Consider the following 22,133-nt stretch of genomic DNA (forward strand, 5'->3'; position numbering starts at 1 on the left):
ACAATACGGAAAACAGCATAACAACGTTTGTTATGCACGTGGCCCGCGTTTTATAGGCTTGGCCTTTGCCAAGGCCTGCTGGTCAGCCAAGGCTTTGAGTCGAGCGTTCAAGGTCGGATCGGCAAGATCACCGGAGTAACCACGCACAATAAGTGCCTTTAGAGCTGCGTCAACGAATTCGGGGGTACCTTTTATCTCAATAGGCCGCTCCCACCGAGCGCGTGTGTCATCAAGTGCATGGGCGAGCAGCTCGTCGTCGAGGAGACCTCCAGGGAAAGAAACCTTACCGCCGTGATCCACAAAACCCGGATCTCCTTCAGCCCTACGAAAAACTACGGCTCCATCACGGCGGACAGTGCCAGCGGAAAACAGATTTGAACTTGAAGTAGGATCAATATCCCCTGCAAAAATGATCGCGTTACCTCCCGTATTTGCTTTGCGTCTATCGCCATAAGTAAACCCACGTAACTGACTAATCGCACCAGGATCGCCGTTAGAAGCCTCCCGCTCTACCCACTCACGGAATGTAAGTTTCTTATTCGAAGGATCACTCCTTAACTCGCGACGTAACAACTGGATTTTAGTCTTGAGTTCCTCACGAGACCTTAATGTTTCAAAAGCAAGAATACTGTAGAATGCTTTACGATCAAGTGGATTATTGATTCGCGCTTTTATATCTGCCCGTTGTTGGCGGGCTTGATCGCGGATCATCATAAACTGTTGCTTTACCCACTCTTTATCAATTCGGCGTGTAACAAACGCAACACGGTAGGCATCATAACGTGCCCGTGTCGCTTTACGAAGCTGCGCACGTTCTTCTCGGCGATTTTGACGCTCCAAAGGATCTCGTTTAGGTGCAGCGTACTTATCGTAAGTTGAGCTGCTATTAAAGTCTTTAGGTAGCGCACGTTCTTGAAATTCGCCAATGCGTTTTACAAGCCGTGCCAACGACAATTGCTCGTGCATATCGCTAGCCTTGATACCTGTCGCTGACATTTCCTTGAAGTCATAGATAGATAAACCACGACCTTTAGGTCGAATACCTAAACCAAATTTGGCTAAGCATGAATGGAGTGTTTGCCATGAAAGATTTTCAGATTTTAAAAGCTTACCAATCTGCTTACGTGGTTCCCCACGCGCATAGGAGTGAAGGCTTTCCTGATCAGCATGGCGCTCCATATCGGCGGCTTTAGTAGGTATTTTACCCTGGAATTTAGGCTTCTTAGAGCTCCATTCAATCGTACGGTGACCATTGCTATCTACAACCTTACTTGGACCATTCACGTGCCTCCATCCAAACCGCATTTCGAGTTCACGCATAGCGTAATCTAACTTGAAGTAATCGCGATCTGGATACACAGCGTTGAAAGATTCAGGATGGACGCGATTGACTGTCATATGTAGGTGAACACAATCAGTATCGTGGTGGATGGCAAAAACGTACTGATGATCCCTCATGCCAACTGCTTCCATAGCATGTAAACCTGATTCAAAAGCTTGAGCGTCCGTTGGAAATTCATCGGGAGGCCAGCTCAAAATGACATGATAGACGGGGTCTTTGACTCTCGCATTCTGATCGGCAACGGCGCGCATTTCGGAAGCTGCGGTTTCAAGGCTCAAACAGTTATGCTGGCAAGATACGCCAGATCTGGAAGTAACGTTAACTGCGTCGCCTAGTAATGCGCCTAATTCGAGGTCGGCAATAGCGTCTCGCTCATCTGCTGCAACTCCTCGGTGAGCGGCTGCAGCATGAAACGTAATTGCGGCTCTACGGGCTCGGGCTCGTGTCTCAAAGTGAGGGTCAGTTCGAGTAGCTTGTCTGAGATGACTTGCTGCTGTTGCAAGATACTTTCGAGCAAGGGTAAGACTTCTTTCATTTTCATCGGACGTTACTCCTTCGGCGTCTCTGCTACGAGGCTCGTCAGTGTGGTTTGGAAGTCCGTATGTATCCGCGACAAGTCGACGCCCATTGGGATCAAGAGCCCTTCGAGCACTTCCAAGACGTTTTCGGATGGCATCTGCATCAAGAGAACTAATTCGTCCAGACGCTCGCAGATGATCAGCTGCTCTTTCGAGATGCGCTCTAGCAGCTTCAAGAATTGTGTTGTCTCTTCTGGAGTAGCTTGGATCGAGCTCATCAGTAAGTACCTTTTTTTCGTCTTCACGTTTAGTGGCGTATTCAACAAGCTTGGCGAAACTTGACTTGCCATCCGATCTACGTGGAGGGACCTTAGCGATCATGAAGAACCGATCCTCGAAATCGCAGCTTTCAGTTCTATCAGTACCTGCGCGTACTCCTGTGAGAGCTTTCCACCACCTTCATTGAACAGGTGTTTTTGAAGCCCTCCAAGGCGCCGTAATTCGTTAAGAATATGACCCTCCATTTTGCTTCGCGTAGGACGACCTAAAGCAGCTGACAGCATGAATGCACCCACGCTCAAACCGCAGTCATACGCTTTTTGCCTCACGATCTCCTCCTCCTCCTCAAAACACCTTACCGAGGGGAGAAATTTCGTTCGCCGCCGATTTTCACTATTACTCATACGTAAGCCTTTACGCGTTCAAGGGGTCTCGGGGCGTAGCCCTGAGCAAGGAGGTAGGCAGCGCAAGGGAGTGAAACGACTGCAGCGCTGCCGGTTGTGAGCACGCCATTTATGGCGGTAGCACAAACCCTACCTTGTCCTAAATTCTAAACCGCATTTCGTATGCAGGCTATCGTACGGACCTTGACTGCGCAAGAGATGCCCATACAATCGAGGTAAATGCACGTTTCGAGGAAAGGCGAATGGCGATCAGCGTTTCGCAGATTGAGATACTCAGGGGTAAGCTTGAGGAGATGCCTCAGGTGGAAGATCCAGATCGAAAGATTTCAAATCTGGAAGCAATAAGGATGATGGCTTCGTCTATTCGAGACTTGCAGTCTCGGGGGTACAGCATCGAGAAAATTACAGAGATCCTCAGGGAAAGTGGATTGGAGATCGCTCCTACAACGCTAAAAAGCTATCTCACGAAGGTGAAGGTTTCTCCAGCGAAGTCGAATACTCGGTCAACCAATAAACCGCGCCGATCATCAGCAACCACCAGCCGTGGGGACAAGAAAAAAGCATCTGAAAAAGCCGTTCCTGGGGTCGAATCCAAACCAGCGAGCAGCACGAAAAATTCAACCGGAGTAACTCCGGTTCCACCAGGTAGTTTCACACCTAAGGACGATACTGATGAAATCTAAAGAAGCTAAAAAAGGTGATATTTATTTCGTTGGCGGGGGTAAAGGCGGTGTAGGGAAAACATTCACTACGATTGCCCTCGTTGATGCGCTCGAACAAGCAGGTGTGAAGGTTCTGCTTATTGAATCGGACACATCCAATCCAGACGTTTGGAAGATGTACAAGGATCAAATTGAAACTCGACTGATTGACCTTGACGATGCAAATGGCTGGATTGATCTTGTAAACGCCTGCGATGAGTTCAAAGATCATGTCGTAGTGATCAACACAGCAGCGCGAAATAACAAAGGTGTTGTTGCCTATGGCGAGACACTGAATAGCACACTCGTGGAGCTGGGCCGTGAATTGACAACGCTATGGGTGATCAATCGTCAGAGGGACAGCCTGGAACTCCTAAAAGAGTATCGAGACGCTCTGCCTGGTACGAAGGTTCATGTGATCCGAAACGGATACTTCGGTAACGAGCAGAAGTTTGAACTCTACAATTTCTCTAAAACACGAGAAATGATTGAAAGTGAAGGTGGAAAATCTCTTTTGCTACCAGATCTTGCGGACAGGGTTAGTGATGATCTCTACAGCAAACGGTTGTCGGTTTCACAAGCAATGACCGAACTTCCTATCGGCAATCGTGCCGAATTATCAAGGTGGCGGCGTGATGCTGCACGAATGATTGGTGAGGTGATCGATGGATGACATCGAAAGTAGTTTTAAAGCGTTACTCGGTCGTCAGCCTTCTGACAAAGAAGTCGAACGATTATACCGAGTGAAAAACGCACTCAACATACGTGATAATGATGCTATGTGGATGATTCTGATGGCTTTGGAATCGTACGACACATTATATAGCAAGTATCCGGCTCTGATTGCAGGCCAGGTAGATGTAGTTATCGAAAAGCAACGTGAACTGATTGCTGAAATAGTTGATGCTGAGAGTAAAAAAGCATTAAGCACTCTGTCTTCTGCTGTTGCCCAAACAAGTCAACTTGTTGCTACGAAAGTAGCAGACACTGCCCGTTGGCAAGCCTGGGGTTGGGTGTGTGTTGGATTAATTGCATTCGGAGCGCTGTGCCTAACTGCTGGAGTTGTTCTTGGCAGCGGCAATATGCCTTTCTGGGCTTCAACTCATCGGTCAAGCAATCCACTTGAGATAGTTATTTCGATATTGATGAAAGCTCCTGTTGGATGGCTGGTACCACTAATCAGTTCTGCAGTGGTTATCGTAACACTTGCAAGCAATCGGCAGGTGCGCATCAACAAACCTATTATTATCAGCTTGATAATGATGGTGGTACTGTCAATTTTTTGCATACACACGATCATTTAGGGCAACGGGGGCTTTTTATTTAGCCCCCGCATTCCGTATAATGCCTACAATACGGAAATAAAAAGATATAATGGACGCCGATGTCCACGGAGGTGACTATGAAAGGGTATGAGAACATAAAGGCATTCAGGGCAGTTGCGCTTACATTGAAAGGATACAGTGAAGAGGAGACTAGTAACGGGCTTGCTTGGTCATGCAAAGTCTACTGCGATAACAAGAAAATAGGCACAGTCAGCAACACTGGTAATGGTGCTGTTACAGCTTGTGATGTAGCTATTGATAAACAAGTCGCTCTCGTGAGCAGCCTTAAATCGAAAGGTTACCAACTGACGCCGAGCCTCGCTGGTCAAGTCTGTACAGAACCAGCCGATCCTGATGAGTGGTTCGTTGCAGCAATAAGTCAAATGGTTGATGAAGTCACGCGCTTACGTCAGTTAAAGCGCTTGGTAAAAACCCATTTGATTATTCGTCAATACTCGTCTGAACATGAGTTTTCGTTTTACAAAGCTGTCCCCAGTGCTGCATCAAAAGCACGACTCCTAAGGCAACTGGGTAGTGATTTAATCTGCTTTATGAACGATGAAATTCATGGCCTGTAACCTGTCCGAAGGTGCAGGCATATCCGATCCTAGCCTGTAGCGTTTACCTGCCGATTCCGAGAGGGTTTATGGGCCACGATGACCTGACTGCCGACACCTCACTTGCCTACATAGCCTACGTAGAAGCCTGGGCATTTAGCAGTTCCCCAGCAGAAGTTCGCCTGAAACACGACGCCTCGACCGGCGAGATCAAAGGGACGATTGCCGTGGTGGCAATGACACGTATCGCGCTTGGAGATCCAGAATTTGAAGAAGCGTTTCCTGAATACGTACACGCAAAATCATAAAAATCTCAGCTAGACGCCAGTCTCGAAAGCTGATCTGAACCTTTCCCTATTTATGGTGATAAAATACGTTATCACCACTTTTAAAGGCAGAAGGGCGCATGGCACTTTTTGACCCCATCCGCGACTATTTCCATAGACGCCAAGCCAAAATTCTGAATGAACAAGCCTCCCGCGTTCACCTGGTGAATCGACGGCAGGAATCCCATCGCGGCAACTTTGTGTTTCCCGGTACCGACTTTGTGGATGACATCGAGGTCGGTGGCCAGCGCGTCGGATATGTCAGCTACGGCATCAATCCGCTGGATGACCGCGTGTACATCAACAAGATTGACATCGAGCTGCAGCATCAGCGCCAAGGGTTTGGCTTGGGGGTGCTTTGGTGCCTTTGGCTTAAGCACCAGGTGCCCATCGTGCCGCTTTACCAGTACGGCGCCTCTAACGGATTCTGGAGCCTGGCTCGTCAGCGGTTCTTGGCAGCCGGTGCGCTGATAGAAGATCAACTGCGCACTGACACTGAGCTTGATGCCGCCAAACAGCGCTGGCAGCATCTGGTGCCCGAGCTGGCACACGAGCGGCAGATCCGCGAGATGATGGCCTCGCCGGATTGGCCCGAGATCGAGGCTGGGTTCATAGCGAGGCAGAAGTTATGAGCGAGCTCGTCAGTTCGGGCGGCGCCGGTGAACGTCGACTGACTTCCGCTGAGTTCCAGCAGTTGGCCAGTGTGCCAGCTGCAGTCGAGTGGTTTGCCAATATCGACAACCCACGTACCCGACGTGCCTATCAGAATGACCTGGAGGACTTCTGCAGCTTTGTCGGCCTCACCGGCGCCGATGAATTTCGTGCTGTTACTCGCGCACATGTGCTGGCATGGCGTGCCCAGCTGGAATCCCGGGGCCTGGCCGGGGCCACGATCCGGCGCAAACTGGCCGCGCTGGCCAGCCTGTTCGATCATCTCCTGGAGAACAATGCCGTTGCCGGTGGGAACCCTGTGCATGGGGTCAAGCGACCCAAGATCGAAACCAACGAAGGGAAAACACCGGCACTCGGCGACGACCAGGCTAAAAGGTTGCTGGACGCTCCTGATACAGAAACAGTGAAGGGAGTGAGGGATCGGGCGATCTTGGCCGTATTGCTGTATCACGGGCTCCGACGGGAAGAGGCAGCAAGACTGACAATGAGTGACCTGGTGGAACGCCGAGGCATAAAGCATCTTCGGGTGCATGGAAAGGGAAAGAAAATTCGCTTCCTACCACTCCACCCAGTAGCTGCTGAGCGGATCTATGCGTATCTGGAGCGCGATAGTGTCCGGGATACATCGTCGGGACCGCTATTCAGATCCGTCCGGGGCAAAACTACCGGCGCGGGAGTTACAGCGAATGGGCTATATACGGTGGTGGCGCACTGGGCGCGTGTTGCTGGCATCGAGGTCGACGGCTTGGGCGTGCATGGGTTGCGGGCTACGGCCGCGACAAACGCGTTGGACCATGATGCCGATATTGCAAAAGTCCAAATGTGGCTTGGCCATGCAAACATCAGCACCACGAGACTGTACGATCGGCGCGGACAGCGACCGGAGGATTCACCTACGTATAAGGTTAAGTATTGAGTACGAACACATAGTCAGGCTGGGAGGTTGACAAAAACTGGGAAGTTAACCGCCGAAACGCAAACTTCAGCACTTTCGTCGCAGTCCCAGCAACCGCGATCATCGTCCCATGCGACAGGGCTAATACACCCTGCAGTTTCCATTTCTATTTCACCAGCATCGTTCAATGTCACGGCGTAGACTTCACCATCTTCGAGGAAGACGGCCCCGCCGTCAGGCAGACGTAGCGCCTTGCCCGGTTGGCTTTGGAGCACGGTGGAGTAAGCCGAATACATCGCATCAAAGGTCAGATAGTTAGGTGATAGGTTCATAGCTAGTTTTCCTTGAGATGGTGGAGTGGCCCGGCGAACCGGGCAGCGAGTGAGTTATCAGTTATTTTTTTAAGTTCTTAAAACTGGTCCACTTTTCCTCATCCATCAGCTCAGCATCACCAATCTCACCTTCTTCAAAATAAACAAATGAAGCGCGGAGCTTGGCATGTTCGGCATTGTCCGCTACAAAAACCACTGGCTTCGTTCCGCCTTCATTTAGGTTAATTGTCACTTGATAGCTCTGCATTTGACGCCCTCGATGATCCGTTTAGACAAGGCAATTATACGCCTATAGAGGCGTACAGACAAACACATTTCCAGCTTTATTTAACTTCGAAAACCTCACAGATTTCCTGATACGCATCGCGATATCGCACTACGGCGTCACCCACCGTTGAGCGTGTTGCGCCCGTTTCACGCATTGCATCCGCCTGAGCTATACCGTCAACTAAAACGCGCCTTGCAGCACGGTTTGCGGCACTCTCTGGATTACCGCGCATGAGCTTCACCAGCACGTCGTACTGGCTCCCCTTCATCACCATTAAATAATTCTCCGAACAATGTCACTCAAGCGCGCTGGATGCTGCTGTGAGCACCTTGCGGGCAGTTTCAGTTGCATCTAATCCTTTTGCCCAGGATTGCTGTATGTAAAAAGCCTGAGCGTCCACCACGCCTGATGCGTCTGAATAGCTGATCTCCATTGATTCAGCGAGCTGCTGGACAACAGCCGTTTCCCATTCGGAATAATTATTCATCGCCTTCTCCATCTTTGAACACACCTTCGCTGCAATCGTCGAGAAGGACCGGCGACTATTAATCCCGGCCCTGCCCTTGCTGTATGTGGTTAAGAAGCTGGCTGCTTGTCACAGGCCCAACTGCCGAGCGCCCAGTTGGTGTTCGCTCCGTCAGGTACCACTGCCAGCTCAAACGAGCAGGCAGCTTGCCCTGGGGCTTTGGTAGTTGCTGTAGCTGTGTACAAATCCTGCTTGGTGATTGTCACGTCTACTACAGAAGCATCGACACCGTAGAACTGGGAAGCGAAGGAGGCAGCGGTCGACGCTGGCGTGCTCTCGTTTGGAGCTTGTGCATGAGCAGCTTGCGCGGTAGCGATCAATAGTGCTGCGAAAAGGACTTGGTACTTCATGGTTTTCAATTCCTTGAATAGTTTGTTAGAGGAAATTCATCGAGCAAACAGAGTAACCAAGCAACCGAGCTTTCTTACCAGCGCTGGCTTTAGTGTTGGCATCAATGCAGATCCAGCTACGAACATCCGTACGTAGATCAATCACTTCAACCTCAAATCCGTAGACCGTTTTACCGGCCCCTAAAGGGGCTTTATAGGTGGCGGTGTAGTTCATTTCTTTGGCCTCACTTTTCCGTTTCAGTGAGGCTATTTTGAACTATAGTTAATTTCACTGCAAGCAATTTATTAACTATAGTTCAATTTTCTGCATCTGGAAGGCCGCGTACAGCATCATCCCAATGGGGTGCTCTATCCGGATTTTTCAGGATTTTGCTGATCCAGGCTTCTGATACTTCCCACCGCAAAGCAAGGGTTTTTCCGGTCCATCCGCGCTGTCTAAACAGGGCTTTGAACTCTACTGGGGACAAGCGCTGGGTAGCTGCTTCACTCATGTTCAGATCCAATCTCTATCATTGAAATGATTACTGTCGAAAACCGTCTGTATGAAAGAAACCTTTCGACAGGGCCAGCGCACTGGCCATGAGGGTTTAACTTAACGTCCGTAGCCATTTTTGCACCACAGTCGTGGTGTCAGTCATGCAATTCAATAGGGACGCTGCGAGGCCTTCACTGCTGGAGTCTTCAAGCCGCTCGAACCATACCACTCCGTCCCAGTCCTCGCCCTCGTCAAAGCAGTGCTGCGCTAAGCTCTCAGCCGCTGTGTTGGCCAGATCTAAGAGGTTGCCATACCCTACAGATACAAGGGATCGATCCAGCTTCTCTGCATTAAACTCCACGTACCTTATGAGTGCATGAAACAGCACACCTATGTCTTCGTTGTCTTTGGAGCGTTCGTTTGTAAGGATCATGATTCACCTCGGGTTGAAGGCCCGGATGACCGGGCCATTGTTTCAAATTGTCGACTTTAGATACTTGGCGAGGTCATTCGCCTGATCTCTGGTGTCGCAATCCTCAACCCACATGTGCAGTCCCTCAGCGGTCTGTGCATATACTCCAAAGAATTCAGCTTCACAGTCGACCGACTCTTCAACGCCATTTTCGTCACTTGTGCAGCCACGGATCTGAACCATTCCGGTCCACGTTGCCGGCATTTCGAATATGGCTTGCGGGATACTCATAAAGACACTCCTCATTGGTTTGTTCAATGAGGTTATTTTGAACTATAGTTAATTATTTGTCTACCTAAATTAACTATAGTTCAATTAAAAGCCTTCTACAATCCGAGCACATCGCGTCTTGTTACACCTGCCAGCCTGTCACCTACCGACTGCCACACCTGCCAGCCTGTCACCTACCGACCGCCACACCTGCCAGCCTGTCATCTGTGCATCTATTACAGCCCACTTGATCTAGACGCCCAACTGTTAGCCGCGGATCCGGCGTCAGACTCGGTCTCAAAGCGCTCATAGAACCAGCTAACATTTTCTTCCGTGTCGATCTCAGGGGAATCGTTGCCCAATTTCACAAGCTCCACGTGCACCGTGCCGAGCCAGGCAGCAAACAGTTGGTCATCACGCCTGCCGCCACTTTCCATCAAGTCACGTAGCTCATCGACAAACTCCTCTTGCTGCTGATCAGCACGTCGTATGTCCTGGAGCACTTCTAGGAGCTCACCCCGAGTGGCATCGAGAGGTACATTGAAGCCAGCGGAGTCCAATTTATCTCTCACGGCCAGGAACTCAGGTTGAGTAGCCATTTAGCACTCCTTGTTAACCGCAGTAGAAAGAGCCGTGAAGAGGGCTCGGCAAGCATCATTGTACGCTTCCAACAACAGAGAACTCTGTCGCTTGTAATCCTCAAGATTGACCCCTGATAGAGGCGCATCACCAAGATGTTTCGGCTGATTCATATAATTATTGTGAGCCTCATGGGCAGCGTCTAAATGGACTTTAATAGAGTCAACATCGATCATAGTCATACAAAGTTATCCCCACTTGGTGACAAAGAAATTAGAATCTTTCCAAAATCGCCACTTTTAACTGCGCTGCACAATGAAAATTCATAGCAGCCTGCTTTGAAGTTCAACTGAGGCTGATCACAGAAGAACGCACACTCTTCTAAACAGGTTTCATCATCTGCTAACCCAACGCGGAGGATGTACAGTGCTTTGTAATCCTCTGGGGTATCTAAACTTGTGATCGCCGTTACATTTTCAAGACCAGCGCTAATGACGTTAGCCCACGACTGGGATGAAATTTCATCAAAGTGTTCTATCTGGGTGTTTTCACTAAAATGCAAAACGTATCTGATTCGATCAGATTTCGAATTATGAAGTATGGGCAGCGTCCTAGCTACCAAAGCAATACGTACCGCAAGCGCCTCTGCAGCAGTCGTGATAAATCCAGCTCCTAACGGTGAATCCGCCATAAGATCTGGTAAAGCGTCGCCTACTGATCCGTCAAACTTAGTCATGTGTGATCCTTCGTCTGGTTATTTTTAGATTATACACATGCGTACGTACGTACGTAAAAGTAATGTCGTGCCCTACTCCTTCGGTCGGCCAACCACTGGTGGGATTGCCTGCACTCGTTTACTGTATATAAAAACAGTGCCTGGTGATCCTATGAACGTAGCAGCTATCCACCACCTAACCCCGTCAACGTTACGGTTGCAGTTCATTTCTGGGACGGCGGCCGGTGGCTTTCCCAATCCAGCCGCTGACTACTACCAGGCGCCAATCTCGCTGGACGATCTGCTCAATATTCGCGCTCCTCACGTGTTTATCGTCCAGGTGGAAGGACACAGCATGACAGGGGCTGGCATCCTGCATGGTTGCCGCCTGGTGGTGGACAGGACTATTACGCCTATGTCTGGCCACATAGTTCTCGCTTACGTTGACAATCAACCGATTGTTAAACGACTTCTTCACGAAGGTGGGAAATGGTTACTGGCGTCTGAACACCCGGACTTTCCTCCACTCGTACAAACAGACTTTTCTGAGATAACAACATTCGGCGTTGTAACATGGAATTTCAACCAACATGCGTGTTGAATGTAAGCCTGTATTTGGACTTGTTGACGTCAACGAGTTTTATTGCAGCGTAGAACGCATCTTTAGACCTGAATTAAAAAACAAACCAGTTGTTGTTCTAAGTAACTCAGATGGTTGCATAGTCGCTCGAAGTAAGGAAGCAAAAGCTCTGGGTTTGAAAATGGGAGAACCATTCTTTAAGATCCGAGCGTTTATCGAAAAGCACGATGTTTCAGTTTTTAGCAGCAACTACACTTTATATGGCGAGTTCAGTCACAGGCTTTCTTTAGCTATTTCCTCACTTGCTCCGGCTGTTGAAGCCTATAGTTGCGATGAATCGTTCGTAAGACTTGATGGTTTGCCCGAGCCATTAAAAGATGTAGCGAAGGCAATTCAAGCCCGTGTTCTGCAGTGGACAGCGCTCCCCGTTGGCATTGGCCTGGGGCACACTAAAACCCTCGCTAAAGCAGCCCAGCATGCCTCTAAGGTGTGGAAAGCCAAAACTGGTGGCGTCGTAGACCTCCGCTCCAAGGAGGCCGTGGAGTGGCTCCTGAGGCGCATGCCGGTGGAAGAGGTTTGGGGGGTCGGGCGGCGGATGAAAGACAACCTCCAACCTCTCGGCATAACAACTGCCTGGGAGTTAGCGCAGTGTGACCCGCGAGTGCTTGGAAAAAAGTTTTCCGTTGTCCTGGAGCGTACGATCCGTGAGTTAAATGGGGAACAGTGCCTAGACCTTGAGCCTGTTGGATTACCGAAACAATCCATCTGTTGCAGTAGATCTTTTGGTGAGCGTGTAACCACTCTGCAAGGGCTTCGTGAGGCTGTCGCCAGTTACGTGCATCGAGCAGCTGGGAAACTTAGGGCTCAAAAATCACTGTGCACGGTCCTGAGAGTGTCCATACAGACTTCCTTCTTCGGCGATGATCCGAAGTACGCTCAGGGAATCACGTGTACCCTCCCCTACCCTACAGATGATACTCGCGTACTGACCGGCGCTGCGCTTCGAGGTTTAGAAACCATCTTTCGGGAGGGGATGAGGTACAGCAAAGCAGAGATTCTTCTGATCGATTTGCGTCGCCGAGGGGAATTCACTGATGATCTGTTCACGATCAATCAGCCAGCGCGGTCTGAGGCCTTAATGCTCGTTATGGACCAGGTTAACCGGCGCTGGGGTCGAGAATGCCTACGCACTGCAGCTGTTCCGGCAGAACCCGAATGGGGTATGCGCAGAGATTACCTCAGCCCGAGCTATATGACGGATTTCAACCAACTATGGAAGGTGAGCTGCAGGTAGTTGATAACCCTTAGGACGGACATTTCACAGCCGCTCTACCTTACGATGCCGTGCAGCCAAGCTCACGGGGGCCGGCCAGCCTCGGCACGTAGGTGAGTTTCGGAGTCCGGGCTACATCATTCTCCCTTGCGCACATCCTTGCTCCATCCTCGTCTCTGGCACGTACATACATGGTGTGGATGACCTTGCGCTTTGGGCCCGAGCCCGCAACAAGGTCTACCGCAAATGTTTTCCATTCTCGCGTTGCCCAATAGGCATGAGCATCAGCTTCGTCACCAAACAGCATTCGCGTCTGTGTTCCCATATCATTTCAACCTTGCGCAGGAAGGGGGATATCAGACCTTATGCGCTGCCATCCTACGCAATCCAAGCTGTGCTTGAATGGAGGAGGAGGATTCAAAGCCTCTTTGAGGCAACGATCATGCCTCTCATCATCTACAGCGGCTATGACTTCCTTTCTGTGCTCCAGGTAAAACAACAAACCTAAAAGCAGTGCACATACTGCGGCTATACATGCAAGATGTTCCAATAACGCTTTCATTCTTAATATCCCTTTATTCATGTTCCCTACTCCGCTTCCTTTGCGGCAAGTTTGCTACGATCAAAGTTATTCAAAAAGTTTTCAAACTCCTGCATTAGTAAGTTTGGATCTATTCCTTTTTCACACTTCAATTCCAGCTTTTGACCGGAAAGTTTAATTGTTCCAATTCCAGCTACCGGGCGCGGAACAAATGCCGGACGACCTTGATTAGAACATGCAGCAATTTTCACGGCAATTTGGCGGAGTGCTTGTTCCTGCTTGGTACCTTTTTCGACCATGCTCAGCACCTGTCTCTCGACGATGTGAACATCCTGCTCCGCTAAATCTACAAACTTTTTAGCGTAATTGGCAGTAATCAGACCCGGATGCTGATCAAGTACTTGGCGTATAGACGTCGGGAGCTTCATAAGGTCCAGGCACCGACTTACTACAGAACGGTTGATCCCCAAGCGACGTGCAATGGCGCTTTGGCTCTTATCATTACCATTTTGAAGGTAGCGGTCGTAACTACGAGCAAGCTCATAGTCAGTCAACTCTTCATGCTCGTTGTCAGCCAGAGCGAGCAACATTGCCATGTCGTCACTCATTGGCTTCACAACAGCCGTTATTCTGTCCCATCCCAAGATAGTGACAGCTCTCCAGCGTCTCTCACCCCCAACGAGCTCGTTTCGGCCGTTAGGTAGGGGTCTTACAAGAATTGGTTTGCCCAGACCAATTTCACGAATTGATTCTACAAGTAGCGAGATTGCCACCTCGTCAAACACTAACCGAGGCTGGTATGGCGAAACATCGATGCTTGAGACATAGACCTCCTCTAGGGTTTGGTCCTTGCCTATAAACTCACCAACCAACGGCTCCTGGGCCTTTTCATCCAGCATTTGGAGCATTGCTGCCCTCCCCTGCGCGCTGGATGGAGTTCCTTGAGGAATCTCTGCTGGCTTGCGAAGGCCAACGACGCCAGTTTTAGGTTTTCCAGGGTAATCGTTTGATTTCATGTGGTGCGTCTCCAACATTCTGTGTTGCTAGTAGCAACACGGGTTTTCTTTTGTTGCTACTAGCAACAACTCAGACCGAAGCGATTTCCCGGATTTTGCTGAGGATTTCGCGGTGTACGCTTCGGACTGGACCAAGACTTTTTGAGGTAGCCCCTTTCCACAGCAGCAGGGGAATACCGTCATCCAGTGACTTGGCATACTCCTCAGAGACATAGATTTTTTCTTCCGTTACCCGGCCAGGAAAAAGCTCATTGAGCCGGAAAAGGTTATTGATTAGAGACGGGCGATTTCGGATAAACATCGTCGGGATCGCAAGCAATTTGGGTGCGTAGCTGTATTCCCGTGCAAATCGGGCGCACCAATCGTTCAACCGAAGAAGAGCGCGGAATGAAAACTTGTCCATTCGGATCGGACACAGAAGTAAGTCGCTAGCTGCTACTGAATTTTTGGTCAAACGTGAACCGGCAGGGGCATTATCAAAGATGATCAGGTCATAGCTCGAAAGATCACAGCCAGGTATTTGGCCGGTCTTGGCCTGTTCAATCCAGCGGGCATACCACATATCGGGGTTGTTTGAAGCGTCCAGGGCAACACCTAAATCCTCGATGTAGGAATCTGCAGGAATCAGGTGAATGCCATCCTCACCAAACGGCTTCTTGATGACCTCATCAAGCGTTTTCGGATCAAATGCACGCATGCGCAACAGAGGACTGATCAGGTTTCCAAGATGACCGTCTACAAGTCGATCCTGAGGAATACCCATCTCGGTCAAATCCTCCGGCCCCAAATCAGGGTCGTAGCCCAGCATGCTGGATGTATCGCCCTGAGGGTCGTTATCGATGATCAGAGTTTTCAGTCCAGCGAACTGAGCAGACAGCGCCAGGTTAACAGCCGTAGTTGTTTTAGCCGTGCCGCCTTTTGGTACAAATGTCGAAGCAACGATTTGGCGCGGTAGACCTTTCGAGTGTCCCAAGCGTCGACGTAGGGCTGCGATAGCGAATAGGTCGGCGAGTCCATAAACCCGCGCAGTAGAGGTGCCACGAGGAACACGACGAATCTCAACACCATTCTCTTCTTCAATGTCCTTCAGTCGCCTGGTCGTCAGCCCAAAGCACTCAGCGGCAAACTGCGGAGAAAAAGTTAAGCCTCCAAAGTCGACAAAACTCTGTAGCTCCAGCTGAGATTCTTCGGTTGAGTTCATGTGAATGCCCTTCTGTAGGTTGAGAATTGATTATAGTTCATGAATACTGCTTGTAAACAGTAGAATTCAGGAATATTTATGGTTTTAGCCATTTAAGCTGAATTGACTTGTTGCTAGTAGCAACAAACCCGCTCTGCCCAGCATAAAACCGGGCAAGAACGAACCAGCTCTAGAAGCTCATTGCTACCTGCCCGCCTTCATCCACGAAGCTATCTAGGCTAACGCCGCGCAAAGACACAGCCTTGCTCAGCAGGAAGTGGGCCTTGTTGTCATCAAGATCCATAAGGTATGCGTCGTCGATGAGCTCGCTGATCTCATGAGGTTTCAAACCCGCGTCAATGGCCTGCCCCAAAAGTCGCGACGAAAGACGATCGTACTTCGCACGTAGGGCAAATTGAGGGTTATCAAGTTGATTATTTGCCATGAAGAAAGCGTACGAAAATCCCTCGGGGGTTACGCTTCTTGCGTTTTTTGTCGCGAGGCTCCGGCCTCCGTACTTGAGGTGCATTTTGGAGCCCTCAACAGGCATGACCGGAGCAACAGGAAGGTCTGCGTTGAAACGACCCCAGATCAAGGTCTTCTTCGTATAGGGATCTCCAACGTGGCACGGATCGAATGAAAGTCTCCAACCCGGGAGCCCTCCTAATTTTTCGATACGGCCAACTGGATTTTCTACAGCCCATAATGCTGGTTTGTAGTATTCGATTAACCGAAGGGTTTGGTGAACGAGTTCGACGGAGGCTTGGGTTCGGCCATCCAGATCCTTACCACCGAAATGCCTGCAGCCTGAACGAGCGAAGTCTGTGCAAGGACAAGCGGCAAGAATCGCGAATACCTCAAGGCCGTAGAAATCGCCGAACCACTCTATGAAGAACTCGACATTGAAGTTGTTCACGTCACCGAGCTCAGGATTGTCTTGAATGTCGAAGCGGTAGACCTGGTAGCCGGCTTCTTCCCAAGGCCGGGACCATTCACCTGAGGTATCGAAAAGCGAGAGCACCACTTTGTCACTGTTTTCCCTGCAAGCAGCTTGGCTTCTAGCATGATCAATCCATGCCTCTATACGATCACGGGCATGCGCGGGCTTCATAAACCCTTGGACCTTATCAGCCAAGCGGACTACATCTCCCTTCGATGGATGATCGAAAAGATGGTGAATCCCAATCGAATTTTCAAAAGCTTGTGATTCTTGAAATGCCGAAACCATTGAATCCAAGTCGTACCCAGAACCCATGCAATTCGCTCCTAGACCTTTTTTCAAAGCAGCACAGTGGTAGCCGCCACTGTCACCAATTCGTGGAGAGAATTTTAACCTATACGCGTATGCATGTACATACGTACGTACGTATTTAGGCGTTTGTTGCTAGTAGCAACACTGCTTGAGATTTCGAGCTATTTTGCTGTTCTGGTTGTTCGTCTAATCATGTCTCGATAAGACTCAATTTCCAGATGGACACGCCTTTGCCTGACAGCCTCTTTTGAACACCCAATGATGTCTGCAAGCTCCTGGTCCGGTTGCTTACCCTGCATATGATCGTAAGCCGCAATATCGGGTCGAGGTTGTTGGTACGGTGTTATTCCTAAAGACTGGATGAGTTTTGAGACTTGCTGAAGAGGAACTTTAGCCGCACGTGCGAGCATTGTGGCGGGGTAGACGCCAAGAAAAGGTACAAGGAGCGCTAGGGCATCCTGGTGAGGAGGGGGAGGGGAGTACGCAGGTTTGCCGAGCTTGATTCTTCGAGCACGGACAGCTTCAGTAGTGGTTCCAGCCATCTGAGCGATAACAGGATCCGGGACATTTCCCGAAAGCCCGTCGTATCGCTCAAGCTTTGAGTATTTGGGCATACAGCTTAATCTAAATCGATAGGCCAGAATTTATTGTTGGATTCCCCACATTTCAGCCAAGGCTTTTTCAATGAGCGCTGAGGCTGTTGTTTTTTGCTTATGAGCTTCGTCGCGCAAGCGTTCGTTGAAATCTGTACGAAGGCTAATAGTCTTGTGGGATCGGGTAGGGGCTTCACCCTTTTGGGTTGCAGCGGATGGTTGAGCCTTCATACATGTTCCTCAAAATTTGACTGGTCACAAGTAGCTATTATACATGTACGCACGTACGCAAATACATACGTACGTACACAAAGTACGACTGCCTACTCAGTTTGCTCTTCCTTGTCGGAACGGTGCTGACCAGATGCTCTACGGTAATCTTGCAGCTGCTGGATGGTGTGGGATAGATTGCGAATCACATAGTCTGGAAACCCCTTTTTACCAGCCAGGTGACGCTGCTCTAGCTCAGCGATTCGAGCAGGGTCTAGCCCTAAACGAATTAGGGTTAGCTCATCACCCAGTTCCAAAGCCCGGTTCGCTTCCAGCATGACGTTTTGTGCCGATTGAAGTTTCTCAATTTCATCTTGCAGGTGCTGGGTGTCATCACGGTCAACAGATCGCAGTGGTATACGCTTCATTTGCAGACTCCTAGACTTCATTCTTCCCCGGTAGCCGCCGGGTGCAGCTCGATTAAGCTGCCTGCTCATTATACGTACGTACGTACGTATGTAAACAACGAGCAAAGAAAAAGGCTGCATCTGCAGCCCTGAATGTCGGCGATATACGACTATGCGGGCTTAAATCGCTCCAGCGTTTCAAACCAAGCAGCTTTATCAGAAGCGACAAGCTCATCGGACAAAAGCTTGGTGTTCCTGGTGTAGAACACGATCTTATGAGGCTTACAGCTCGTATCCAAAGCCATTCTGTAATCAGGTAACGAGTCACGTTTAATGATCTTGCGCACATCAGCCCTGAAATAACGCAGATCTTGCGTAGAACCGCATTTTTGCTGCATTAGCACGATATCTGCCTTCCAAATTGGCTTGTTACCAACATGTTTGCGAGCAAGCTCATACAAACGACGCTCTAGGGGCATCCTCAAAGCGAAATAGCGCCGGTCAATCGTCAAAACCTCATAGTGGAGGAGGGCTTTGTACATCCAGTCTGATATCTGAACGATGCCTTCAAGAACACCCTTGCCGTTTCCGGTCTTTTTGGTGATGGTGTAGTCATGTATCCAGCCAAAACCCTTGGTTTGCTCCTCGCCACCGGTGACGATGTTTGTCTCGATCTGCGTACCCTTGAGCCTCCGGAGCATGTCCAGAATGTTCACGTAAGCATTTCCTCCTGGCTCCCTACCTGTGCCGATGAGAAAATCATAAGAGTCAAATTTGACCGTGTTTGAAATCGGCAAACCCGCTTTCCGACCTTCGATAATTTGGGATCCGATGAACAACAGCAGATCTTTATCGAAAACCGTTGCGGCGCCGATTACGGGAGGAATGATTCGTACGCGCTTGTTGGTACCTGGCTGGTGATACTCGCGGATGGCGGTATCAGGAATTGTGGACAAAGAGAAAAGTGGAAACTCCATACTGGCCAGGTCGTCTTTCACCGGCCACTCAACCATATTGGCCTGGAACATGTCCGTCTGAACGTAAGGGACCAGGTTCGGTTTACGGCCGCGTTTGGGTTTCTTTTCGCCTTCATCACTCATAGCTGAATCTTCTTCTCTGGATCACTGCAGTCTACATGGGAACTGAATGGCGGACCGTGCAGCCGCACTCTGTTGAGGTGTCGTCGGGGAATCGCTATCATGGAAGAATCCAGACGCTCCTAGACGAGTTCACCCTGGTAGAAGCCCAGATCGGTAGCCGCCGTCTGGGCTTTGTTTTACCTCGGATCTACAAAGATGAGTGATCCGCTAAAATGACCATCTCGGAGAGCACACAGATTTCTCCGCGGATTTTAGCCAAAGTACCACGCTGATCACCACGCTCTTTCCTTCCAGCCTCCATTTCTTTGATGTTCTGGTCATAGGTGAAGCTCGATCCTGCCCAGTCGCGAAGTCGAACGAAAGCCCATGCTTCGCCTTCACGATATTCTCGACTGTAAACCGCGCTGGTAACGACATACTCACGGCCGTTTACCTTGACTGTGGGGACAGACGGAACCTTGTCGCCGGCTGAGGAGAACTGCATGCATGACACGGCATTTTCCCACCTGCAGTACACCTCAGGAATGACAGAAACACCGTCACGAAAACTGGGCCGAAAGAAGCAGGAACGCCAAGGCAGAAACTCGGCCCAGTAGCGGCAATCACCGGTACTCAACCATCCGTGAACGATGATTGAACCTACACCTTCCACATAGACGCCTATCACCTTGGATCGAGGTGCAGTACGAACCTTGCATTCCGCACCTGAACCTTCAAAGCTTGTTGCCACGGCGTTCAATTCGAGCCACATGCTGTCATTAAAGTGCGCAACAGCGCGCCACTGAGAAGGCCGCTGATCATCGGTGGATGCTTGGGACAGCGATTGCTCACTAGCCTCAACACCGAGAAGAAAGAAGGGCATCAATTCCTGTGGAACGGAAGAAATGTGTGCCCGCGCCTCGGTCACAAGCAGTTGATAATCACGGAGATTGAAAGAGGGGAAATTCCAAGATCCAGATTCGCTAACAGCGATATCGACACTGGATTCATCAAAGAACAACCCCATTTGTAACTGGTTCATATGATACCTGCTCCTAGAACATTGACCTGGTAGCCGCCAGGTGAGCGTCGTGACGAAGCTCATAGGATCATGGTAACAAACATACGTACGTACGTACATATGCAGACTTAACAAAGACGAATGTTTCTGGTGATCAAGGGGCTCAGTGTGCCTAAACACTCCCTGTCATGGTTACGAACTATCACTTGAGACAATCAAAGGATCGATCAAAACAAGCAGGGCGGGGTGCATCTCCCCCTTAGGGCTCGAAACCCCACCAGCAGGTATCTGATTGGCACCATGCTTAACACACGTAGATTTGCTGACCTGGCTCGGCCAGCCTGGTGTTTTCGGTGCTGCAGAGGTCGACGTCGTGAGGGGCGGTTGCAGCGCTACAACAACATTCGAGCGTGTCTCGTTAATGACATGACGGTACTTGGCCACCGTCTGCCTGGTGATCCCTGATAGGGCGGCAATGGTAGCGATCGCTAAAGGTTTAGCCTGGCTATGCAGAGAACGGCACGCAGCGCGGATTTTGGATTCTGTGGCTTTATGACGTACTTCATGGGTACGTTTTGCTGAGAGCTTTTGCCGCTCTGCGAGGGGCGTGGATTTGTCCAGCTCCATGACGCCCCTATGACATCTGCTGTTACCTGTGTAGCGATTCCAGGTCCAGCGGCCGACTGATCGGACAGTGGATCTGATCGAGGACAGGGGCAAATCATCACGGAAGGCACCACGACCACCAAACTGATTGCTGTTATGAGCATGTGCGGTAAGACGCTGCATGAAATGGTCGTAGCTACCATGCTCACGCTCGTGGTTGACAATGCTGTATGCAAAAAAACGGAGGTTCTCGAACAGCATGCAATGCCGAGAATGCGACACGGCATCCAGATCCGGCCCTTTGCCCCATGGGGTAACCGGTTCAAGCTCAACGCACTCTGCTAAATCGGCGAGCTCATAGACGTTGCTGTGTAATTCCCTCGTATGCCACCAGGGATGCCCCGGTGTTTTAGCGACAGGGCCACCATGATACTCAGGATCAGCTTTCAGCCGGTCAACGAAAGCCTTGTAAATGGCTTTCATATAGCGAATTGGCTTGTCACGGGCGCTATCCGAGGTACACACCGGAATGATCGCGTAGTAGAGGTGGCTAGAGCCTGAATGACGATTGCGGACAATCAGGTTCGGAGGTGGGAGACCGGCATCGTCCCAAATGAGGGAGTTAGCGTGATCCAGATCGAAGATGAGCCATGAGACTCGATCTAGCCGATTTACCTGCATGTAGGGATAGCGAATTGCGTGCTCGCGGGGACGCACTCGCATAGCCGTTTTGTTGTCGCTGCATCTGGCCAGATACGAAGCCTCTTCAAAGACTCTATTGAGGGCGGTATCAGCAACAAAAAAACGTGGGTCAACAGGCGTCTGCAGAGCACCAGGTTTACCCTGATTCAAAGCAGATTATCCGTACTGAGGAGCAAGGAAATTTCAGCGCGATAAAAATCGCGGTGTACCTTGCACGCAAAGGCGCAGGTGTCCATAATCGAGCTACCTAATCGGTGAGCCTCACGTCGACTATCTGCCAGGATGAGACGTGAAGGCTCTTTTTTTTGCCCGGCGTTCGCCAGGGTGCTTGTTCGTACTCTTGTTCTTCAGCCCGAAAGGCCGATCTCCTCAGAGTTGTTTGTTTGGTTTCTAGAGGCCAACGGCATCCACGGAAAAGAGGGGGAGGGGTGTCTACATATCCCTATAGACTCTTAAAAAATACTTCTGTGGTTCTAGATTCCGGCGAAGGCTAGAGCTTGCAAAAGCTTACGTCAACCCTCTGGAACCCGCGTGCGACGTGGCCTCCAGCATTTCTCACCTAGTTATAAAATCTTTTTTTTTGTTAAATCTGTAAAGCAACGTGCGCGTGTTATGCATACCTCATGATCGCTACAGGCCGCGTGGATCTTAACCTCAGGGTTGACCGTGTGTCGGCGATATACGAAAGAGGCGTCGGCGATATACGACGAAAGCGTCGGCGATATAC

The 22,133-nt window shown here is 50.0% G+C and carries 31 protein-coding genes; 9 read left to right on the forward strand and 22 right to left on the reverse strand.

Translation table 11 applies throughout. The features are described from left to right. Positions 1-30: 30 nt before the first annotated feature. Positions 31-2,241 (reverse strand): TraI/MobA(P) family conjugative relaxase, encoded by a 2,211-nt coding sequence (gene traI, locus JJD66_RS28325; RefSeq protein WP_309578211.1) that lies wholly within the window; start codon positions 2,239-2,241, stop codon positions 31-33. Continuing rightward, positions 2,238-2,543 carry a plasmid mobilization protein MobA gene (gene mobA / locus JJD66_RS16370; protein ID WP_106116936.1) on the reverse strand — a complete coding sequence of 102 codons (306 nt, stop codon included), beginning with the start codon at positions 2,541-2,543 and terminating at the stop codon, positions 2,238-2,240. The genes traI and mobA overlap by 4 nt, the downstream gene beginning before the upstream one ends. Positions 2,544-2,785: 242 nt before the next feature. Here mobA and JJD66_RS16375 point away from each other — a divergent pair, with 242 nt between their 5' ends. From JJD66_RS16375 to JJD66_RS16405, 7 genes are all read left to right on the forward strand, one after another. Continuing rightward, entirely contained in the window at positions 2,786-3,226 is a 441-nt protein-coding gene (locus JJD66_RS16375; RefSeq protein WP_106116935.1) for a hypothetical protein, read from the forward strand. Continuing rightward, a complete protein-coding gene (locus JJD66_RS16380) occupies positions 3,216-3,917 on the forward strand; it encodes a nucleotide-binding protein (RefSeq protein WP_200648567.1) in 702 nt (233 codons plus the stop codon). The genes JJD66_RS16375 and JJD66_RS16380 overlap by 11 nt, the downstream gene beginning before the upstream one ends. After that, positions 3,910-4,548: a hypothetical protein gene (locus JJD66_RS16385; protein WP_106116933.1), complete on the forward strand. Its 639-nt coding sequence runs from the start codon at positions 3,910-3,912 to the stop codon at positions 4,546-4,548. The genes JJD66_RS16380 and JJD66_RS16385 overlap by 8 nt, the downstream gene beginning before the upstream one ends. A 98-nt stretch (positions 4,549-4,646) precedes the next feature. Further along, positions 4,647-5,147 (forward strand): hypothetical protein, encoded by a 501-nt coding sequence (locus JJD66_RS16390; RefSeq protein ID WP_106116932.1) that lies wholly within the window; start codon positions 4,647-4,649, stop codon positions 5,145-5,147. Positions 5,148-5,215: 68 nt separating this feature from the next. Next, positions 5,216-5,434 carry a hypothetical protein gene (locus tag JJD66_RS16395; RefSeq protein WP_106116931.1) on the forward strand — a complete coding sequence of 73 codons (219 nt, stop codon included), beginning with the start codon at positions 5,216-5,218 and terminating at the stop codon, positions 5,432-5,434. A gap of 98 nt (positions 5,435-5,532) precedes the next feature. Beyond that, positions 5,533-6,084: a GNAT family N-acetyltransferase gene (locus JJD66_RS16400; protein ID WP_071667625.1), complete on the forward strand. Its 552-nt coding sequence runs from the start codon at positions 5,533-5,535 to the stop codon at positions 6,082-6,084. Continuing rightward, positions 6,081-7,040 carry a tyrosine-type recombinase/integrase gene (locus JJD66_RS16405; RefSeq protein ID WP_106116930.1) on the forward strand — a complete coding sequence of 320 codons (960 nt, stop codon included), beginning with the start codon at positions 6,081-6,083 and terminating at the stop codon, positions 7,038-7,040. The genes JJD66_RS16400 and JJD66_RS16405 overlap by 4 nt, the downstream gene beginning before the upstream one ends. 14 nt (positions 7,041-7,054) lie before the next feature. Here the strand turns inward: JJD66_RS16405 and JJD66_RS16410 are convergent, their stop codons facing one another. The 12 genes from JJD66_RS16410 to JJD66_RS16465 all read right to left on the reverse strand — a co-directional run bounded on the left by JJD66_RS16410 (position 7,055) and on the right by JJD66_RS16465 (position 10,967). Continuing rightward, on the reverse strand, positions 7,055-7,351 hold the full coding sequence (locus JJD66_RS16410) for a hypothetical protein (protein ID WP_004666699.1): 297 nt from the start codon (positions 7,349-7,351) through the stop codon (positions 7,055-7,057). A 61-nt stretch (positions 7,352-7,412) separates the two neighbouring features. After that, the gene (locus tag JJD66_RS16415) at positions 7,413-7,598 is read right to left on the reverse strand and encodes a hypothetical protein (protein ID WP_106116929.1); all 186 of its coding nucleotides are present in this window, start codon (positions 7,596-7,598) and stop codon (positions 7,413-7,415) included. Between the two features lie 76 nt (positions 7,599-7,674). Beyond that, positions 7,675-7,893: a TrfB-related DNA-binding protein gene (locus JJD66_RS28295; RefSeq protein ID WP_004666701.1), complete on the reverse strand. Its 219-nt coding sequence runs from the start codon at positions 7,891-7,893 to the stop codon at positions 7,675-7,677. Positions 7,894-7,914: 21 nt separating this feature from the next. Further along, positions 7,915-8,106: a hypothetical protein gene (locus JJD66_RS16425; protein WP_234452248.1), complete on the reverse strand. Its 192-nt coding sequence runs from the start codon at positions 8,104-8,106 to the stop codon at positions 7,915-7,917. 89 nt (positions 8,107-8,195) lie between these two features. Beyond that, positions 8,196-8,495 (reverse strand): hypothetical protein, encoded by a 300-nt coding sequence (locus JJD66_RS16430; RefSeq protein ID WP_106116927.1) that lies wholly within the window; start codon positions 8,493-8,495, stop codon positions 8,196-8,198. A gap of 25 nt (positions 8,496-8,520) precedes the next feature. Further along, entirely contained in the window at positions 8,521-8,709 is a 189-nt protein-coding gene (locus JJD66_RS16435) for a hypothetical protein (protein ID WP_106116926.1), read from the reverse strand. Between the two features lie 82 nt (positions 8,710-8,791). Next, positions 8,792-8,986 carry a hypothetical protein gene (locus JJD66_RS16440; protein WP_106116925.1) on the reverse strand — a complete coding sequence of 65 codons (195 nt, stop codon included), beginning with the start codon at positions 8,984-8,986 and terminating at the stop codon, positions 8,792-8,794. A 96-nt stretch (positions 8,987-9,082) separates the two neighbouring features. Continuing rightward, entirely contained in the window at positions 9,083-9,403 is a 321-nt protein-coding gene (locus tag JJD66_RS16445; RefSeq protein ID WP_106116924.1) for a hypothetical protein, read from the reverse strand. 42 nt (positions 9,404-9,445) lie between these two features. Next, positions 9,446-9,673 (reverse strand): hypothetical protein, encoded by a 228-nt coding sequence (locus JJD66_RS16450; protein WP_146133231.1) that lies wholly within the window; start codon positions 9,671-9,673, stop codon positions 9,446-9,448. A 215-nt stretch (positions 9,674-9,888) separates the two neighbouring features. Further along, complete coding sequence (locus JJD66_RS16455; RefSeq protein ID WP_106116922.1) at positions 9,889-10,251, reverse strand: hypothetical protein; 363 nt, start codon at positions 10,249-10,251, stop codon at positions 9,889-9,891. Further along, entirely contained in the window at positions 10,252-10,473 is a 222-nt protein-coding gene (locus JJD66_RS16460) for a hypothetical protein (protein ID WP_106116921.1), read from the reverse strand. Beyond that, a complete protein-coding gene (locus JJD66_RS16465) occupies positions 10,470-10,967 on the reverse strand; it encodes a hypothetical protein (RefSeq protein ID WP_106116920.1) in 498 nt (165 codons plus the stop codon). Before JJD66_RS16465 ends, JJD66_RS16460 begins: the two co-directional genes overlap by 4 nt. Before the next feature lie 151 nt (positions 10,968-11,118). On the opposite strand from JJD66_RS16465, the gene JJD66_RS16470 reads away from it, so the two are divergent. Then, a complete protein-coding gene (locus JJD66_RS16470) occupies positions 11,119-11,547 on the forward strand; it encodes a LexA family protein (protein WP_106116919.1) in 429 nt (142 codons plus the stop codon). After that, positions 11,537-12,820 (forward strand): Y-family DNA polymerase, encoded by a 1,284-nt coding sequence (locus tag JJD66_RS16475; RefSeq protein WP_200648568.1) that lies wholly within the window; start codon positions 11,537-11,539, stop codon positions 12,818-12,820. The genes JJD66_RS16470 and JJD66_RS16475 overlap by 11 nt, the downstream gene beginning before the upstream one ends. A 567-nt stretch (positions 12,821-13,387) precedes the next feature. Here the strand turns inward: JJD66_RS16475 and JJD66_RS16480 are convergent. The 8 genes from JJD66_RS16480 to JJD66_RS16515 all read right to left on the reverse strand — a co-directional run bounded on the left by JJD66_RS16480 (position 13,388) and on the right by JJD66_RS16515 (position 21,556). After that, a complete protein-coding gene (locus tag JJD66_RS16480) occupies positions 13,388-14,356 on the reverse strand; it encodes a ParB/RepB/Spo0J family partition protein (protein WP_234452249.1) in 969 nt (322 codons plus the stop codon). Between the two features lie 70 nt (positions 14,357-14,426). Beyond that, positions 14,427-15,557, reverse strand: a complete 1,131-nt coding sequence (locus tag JJD66_RS16485) for a ParA family protein (RefSeq protein ID WP_016355665.1) — start codon at positions 15,555-15,557, stop codon at positions 14,427-14,429. A 169-nt stretch (positions 15,558-15,726) separates the two neighbouring features. After that, positions 15,727-16,791 (reverse strand): DNA cytosine methyltransferase, encoded by a 1,065-nt coding sequence (locus JJD66_RS16490; protein ID WP_106116915.1) that lies wholly within the window; start codon positions 16,789-16,791, stop codon positions 15,727-15,729. Positions 16,792-17,432: 641 nt separating this feature from the next. Further along, entirely contained in the window at positions 17,433-17,612 is a 180-nt protein-coding gene (locus JJD66_RS16495) for a hypothetical protein (RefSeq protein ID WP_004666715.1), read from the reverse strand. 92 nt (positions 17,613-17,704) lie between these two features. Continuing rightward, entirely contained in the window at positions 17,705-18,019 is a 315-nt protein-coding gene (locus JJD66_RS16500; protein ID WP_004666716.1) for a hypothetical protein, read from the reverse strand. A gap of 149 nt (positions 18,020-18,168) precedes the next feature. After that, positions 18,169-19,098: a replication initiator protein A gene (locus tag JJD66_RS16505; protein WP_055001373.1), complete on the reverse strand. Its 930-nt coding sequence runs from the start codon at positions 19,096-19,098 to the stop codon at positions 18,169-18,171. Between the two features lie 187 nt (positions 19,099-19,285). After that, positions 19,286-20,119, reverse strand: a complete 834-nt coding sequence (locus JJD66_RS16510) for a hypothetical protein (RefSeq protein WP_016355669.1) — start codon at positions 20,117-20,119, stop codon at positions 19,286-19,288. Between the two features lie 171 nt (positions 20,120-20,290). Further along, positions 20,291-21,556 carry a replication initiation protein gene (locus tag JJD66_RS16515; protein ID WP_106116914.1) on the reverse strand — a complete coding sequence of 422 codons (1,266 nt, stop codon included), beginning with the start codon at positions 21,554-21,556 and terminating at the stop codon, positions 20,291-20,293. Positions 21,557-22,133 lie beyond the last annotated feature (577 nt).

Origin of the sequence: Pseudomonas sp. MF6751, assembly GCF_016613265.1 — a bacterium.
GTDB lineage: Bacteria > Pseudomonadota > Gammaproteobacteria > Pseudomonadales > Pseudomonadaceae > Aquipseudomonas > Aquipseudomonas fluorescens_BV.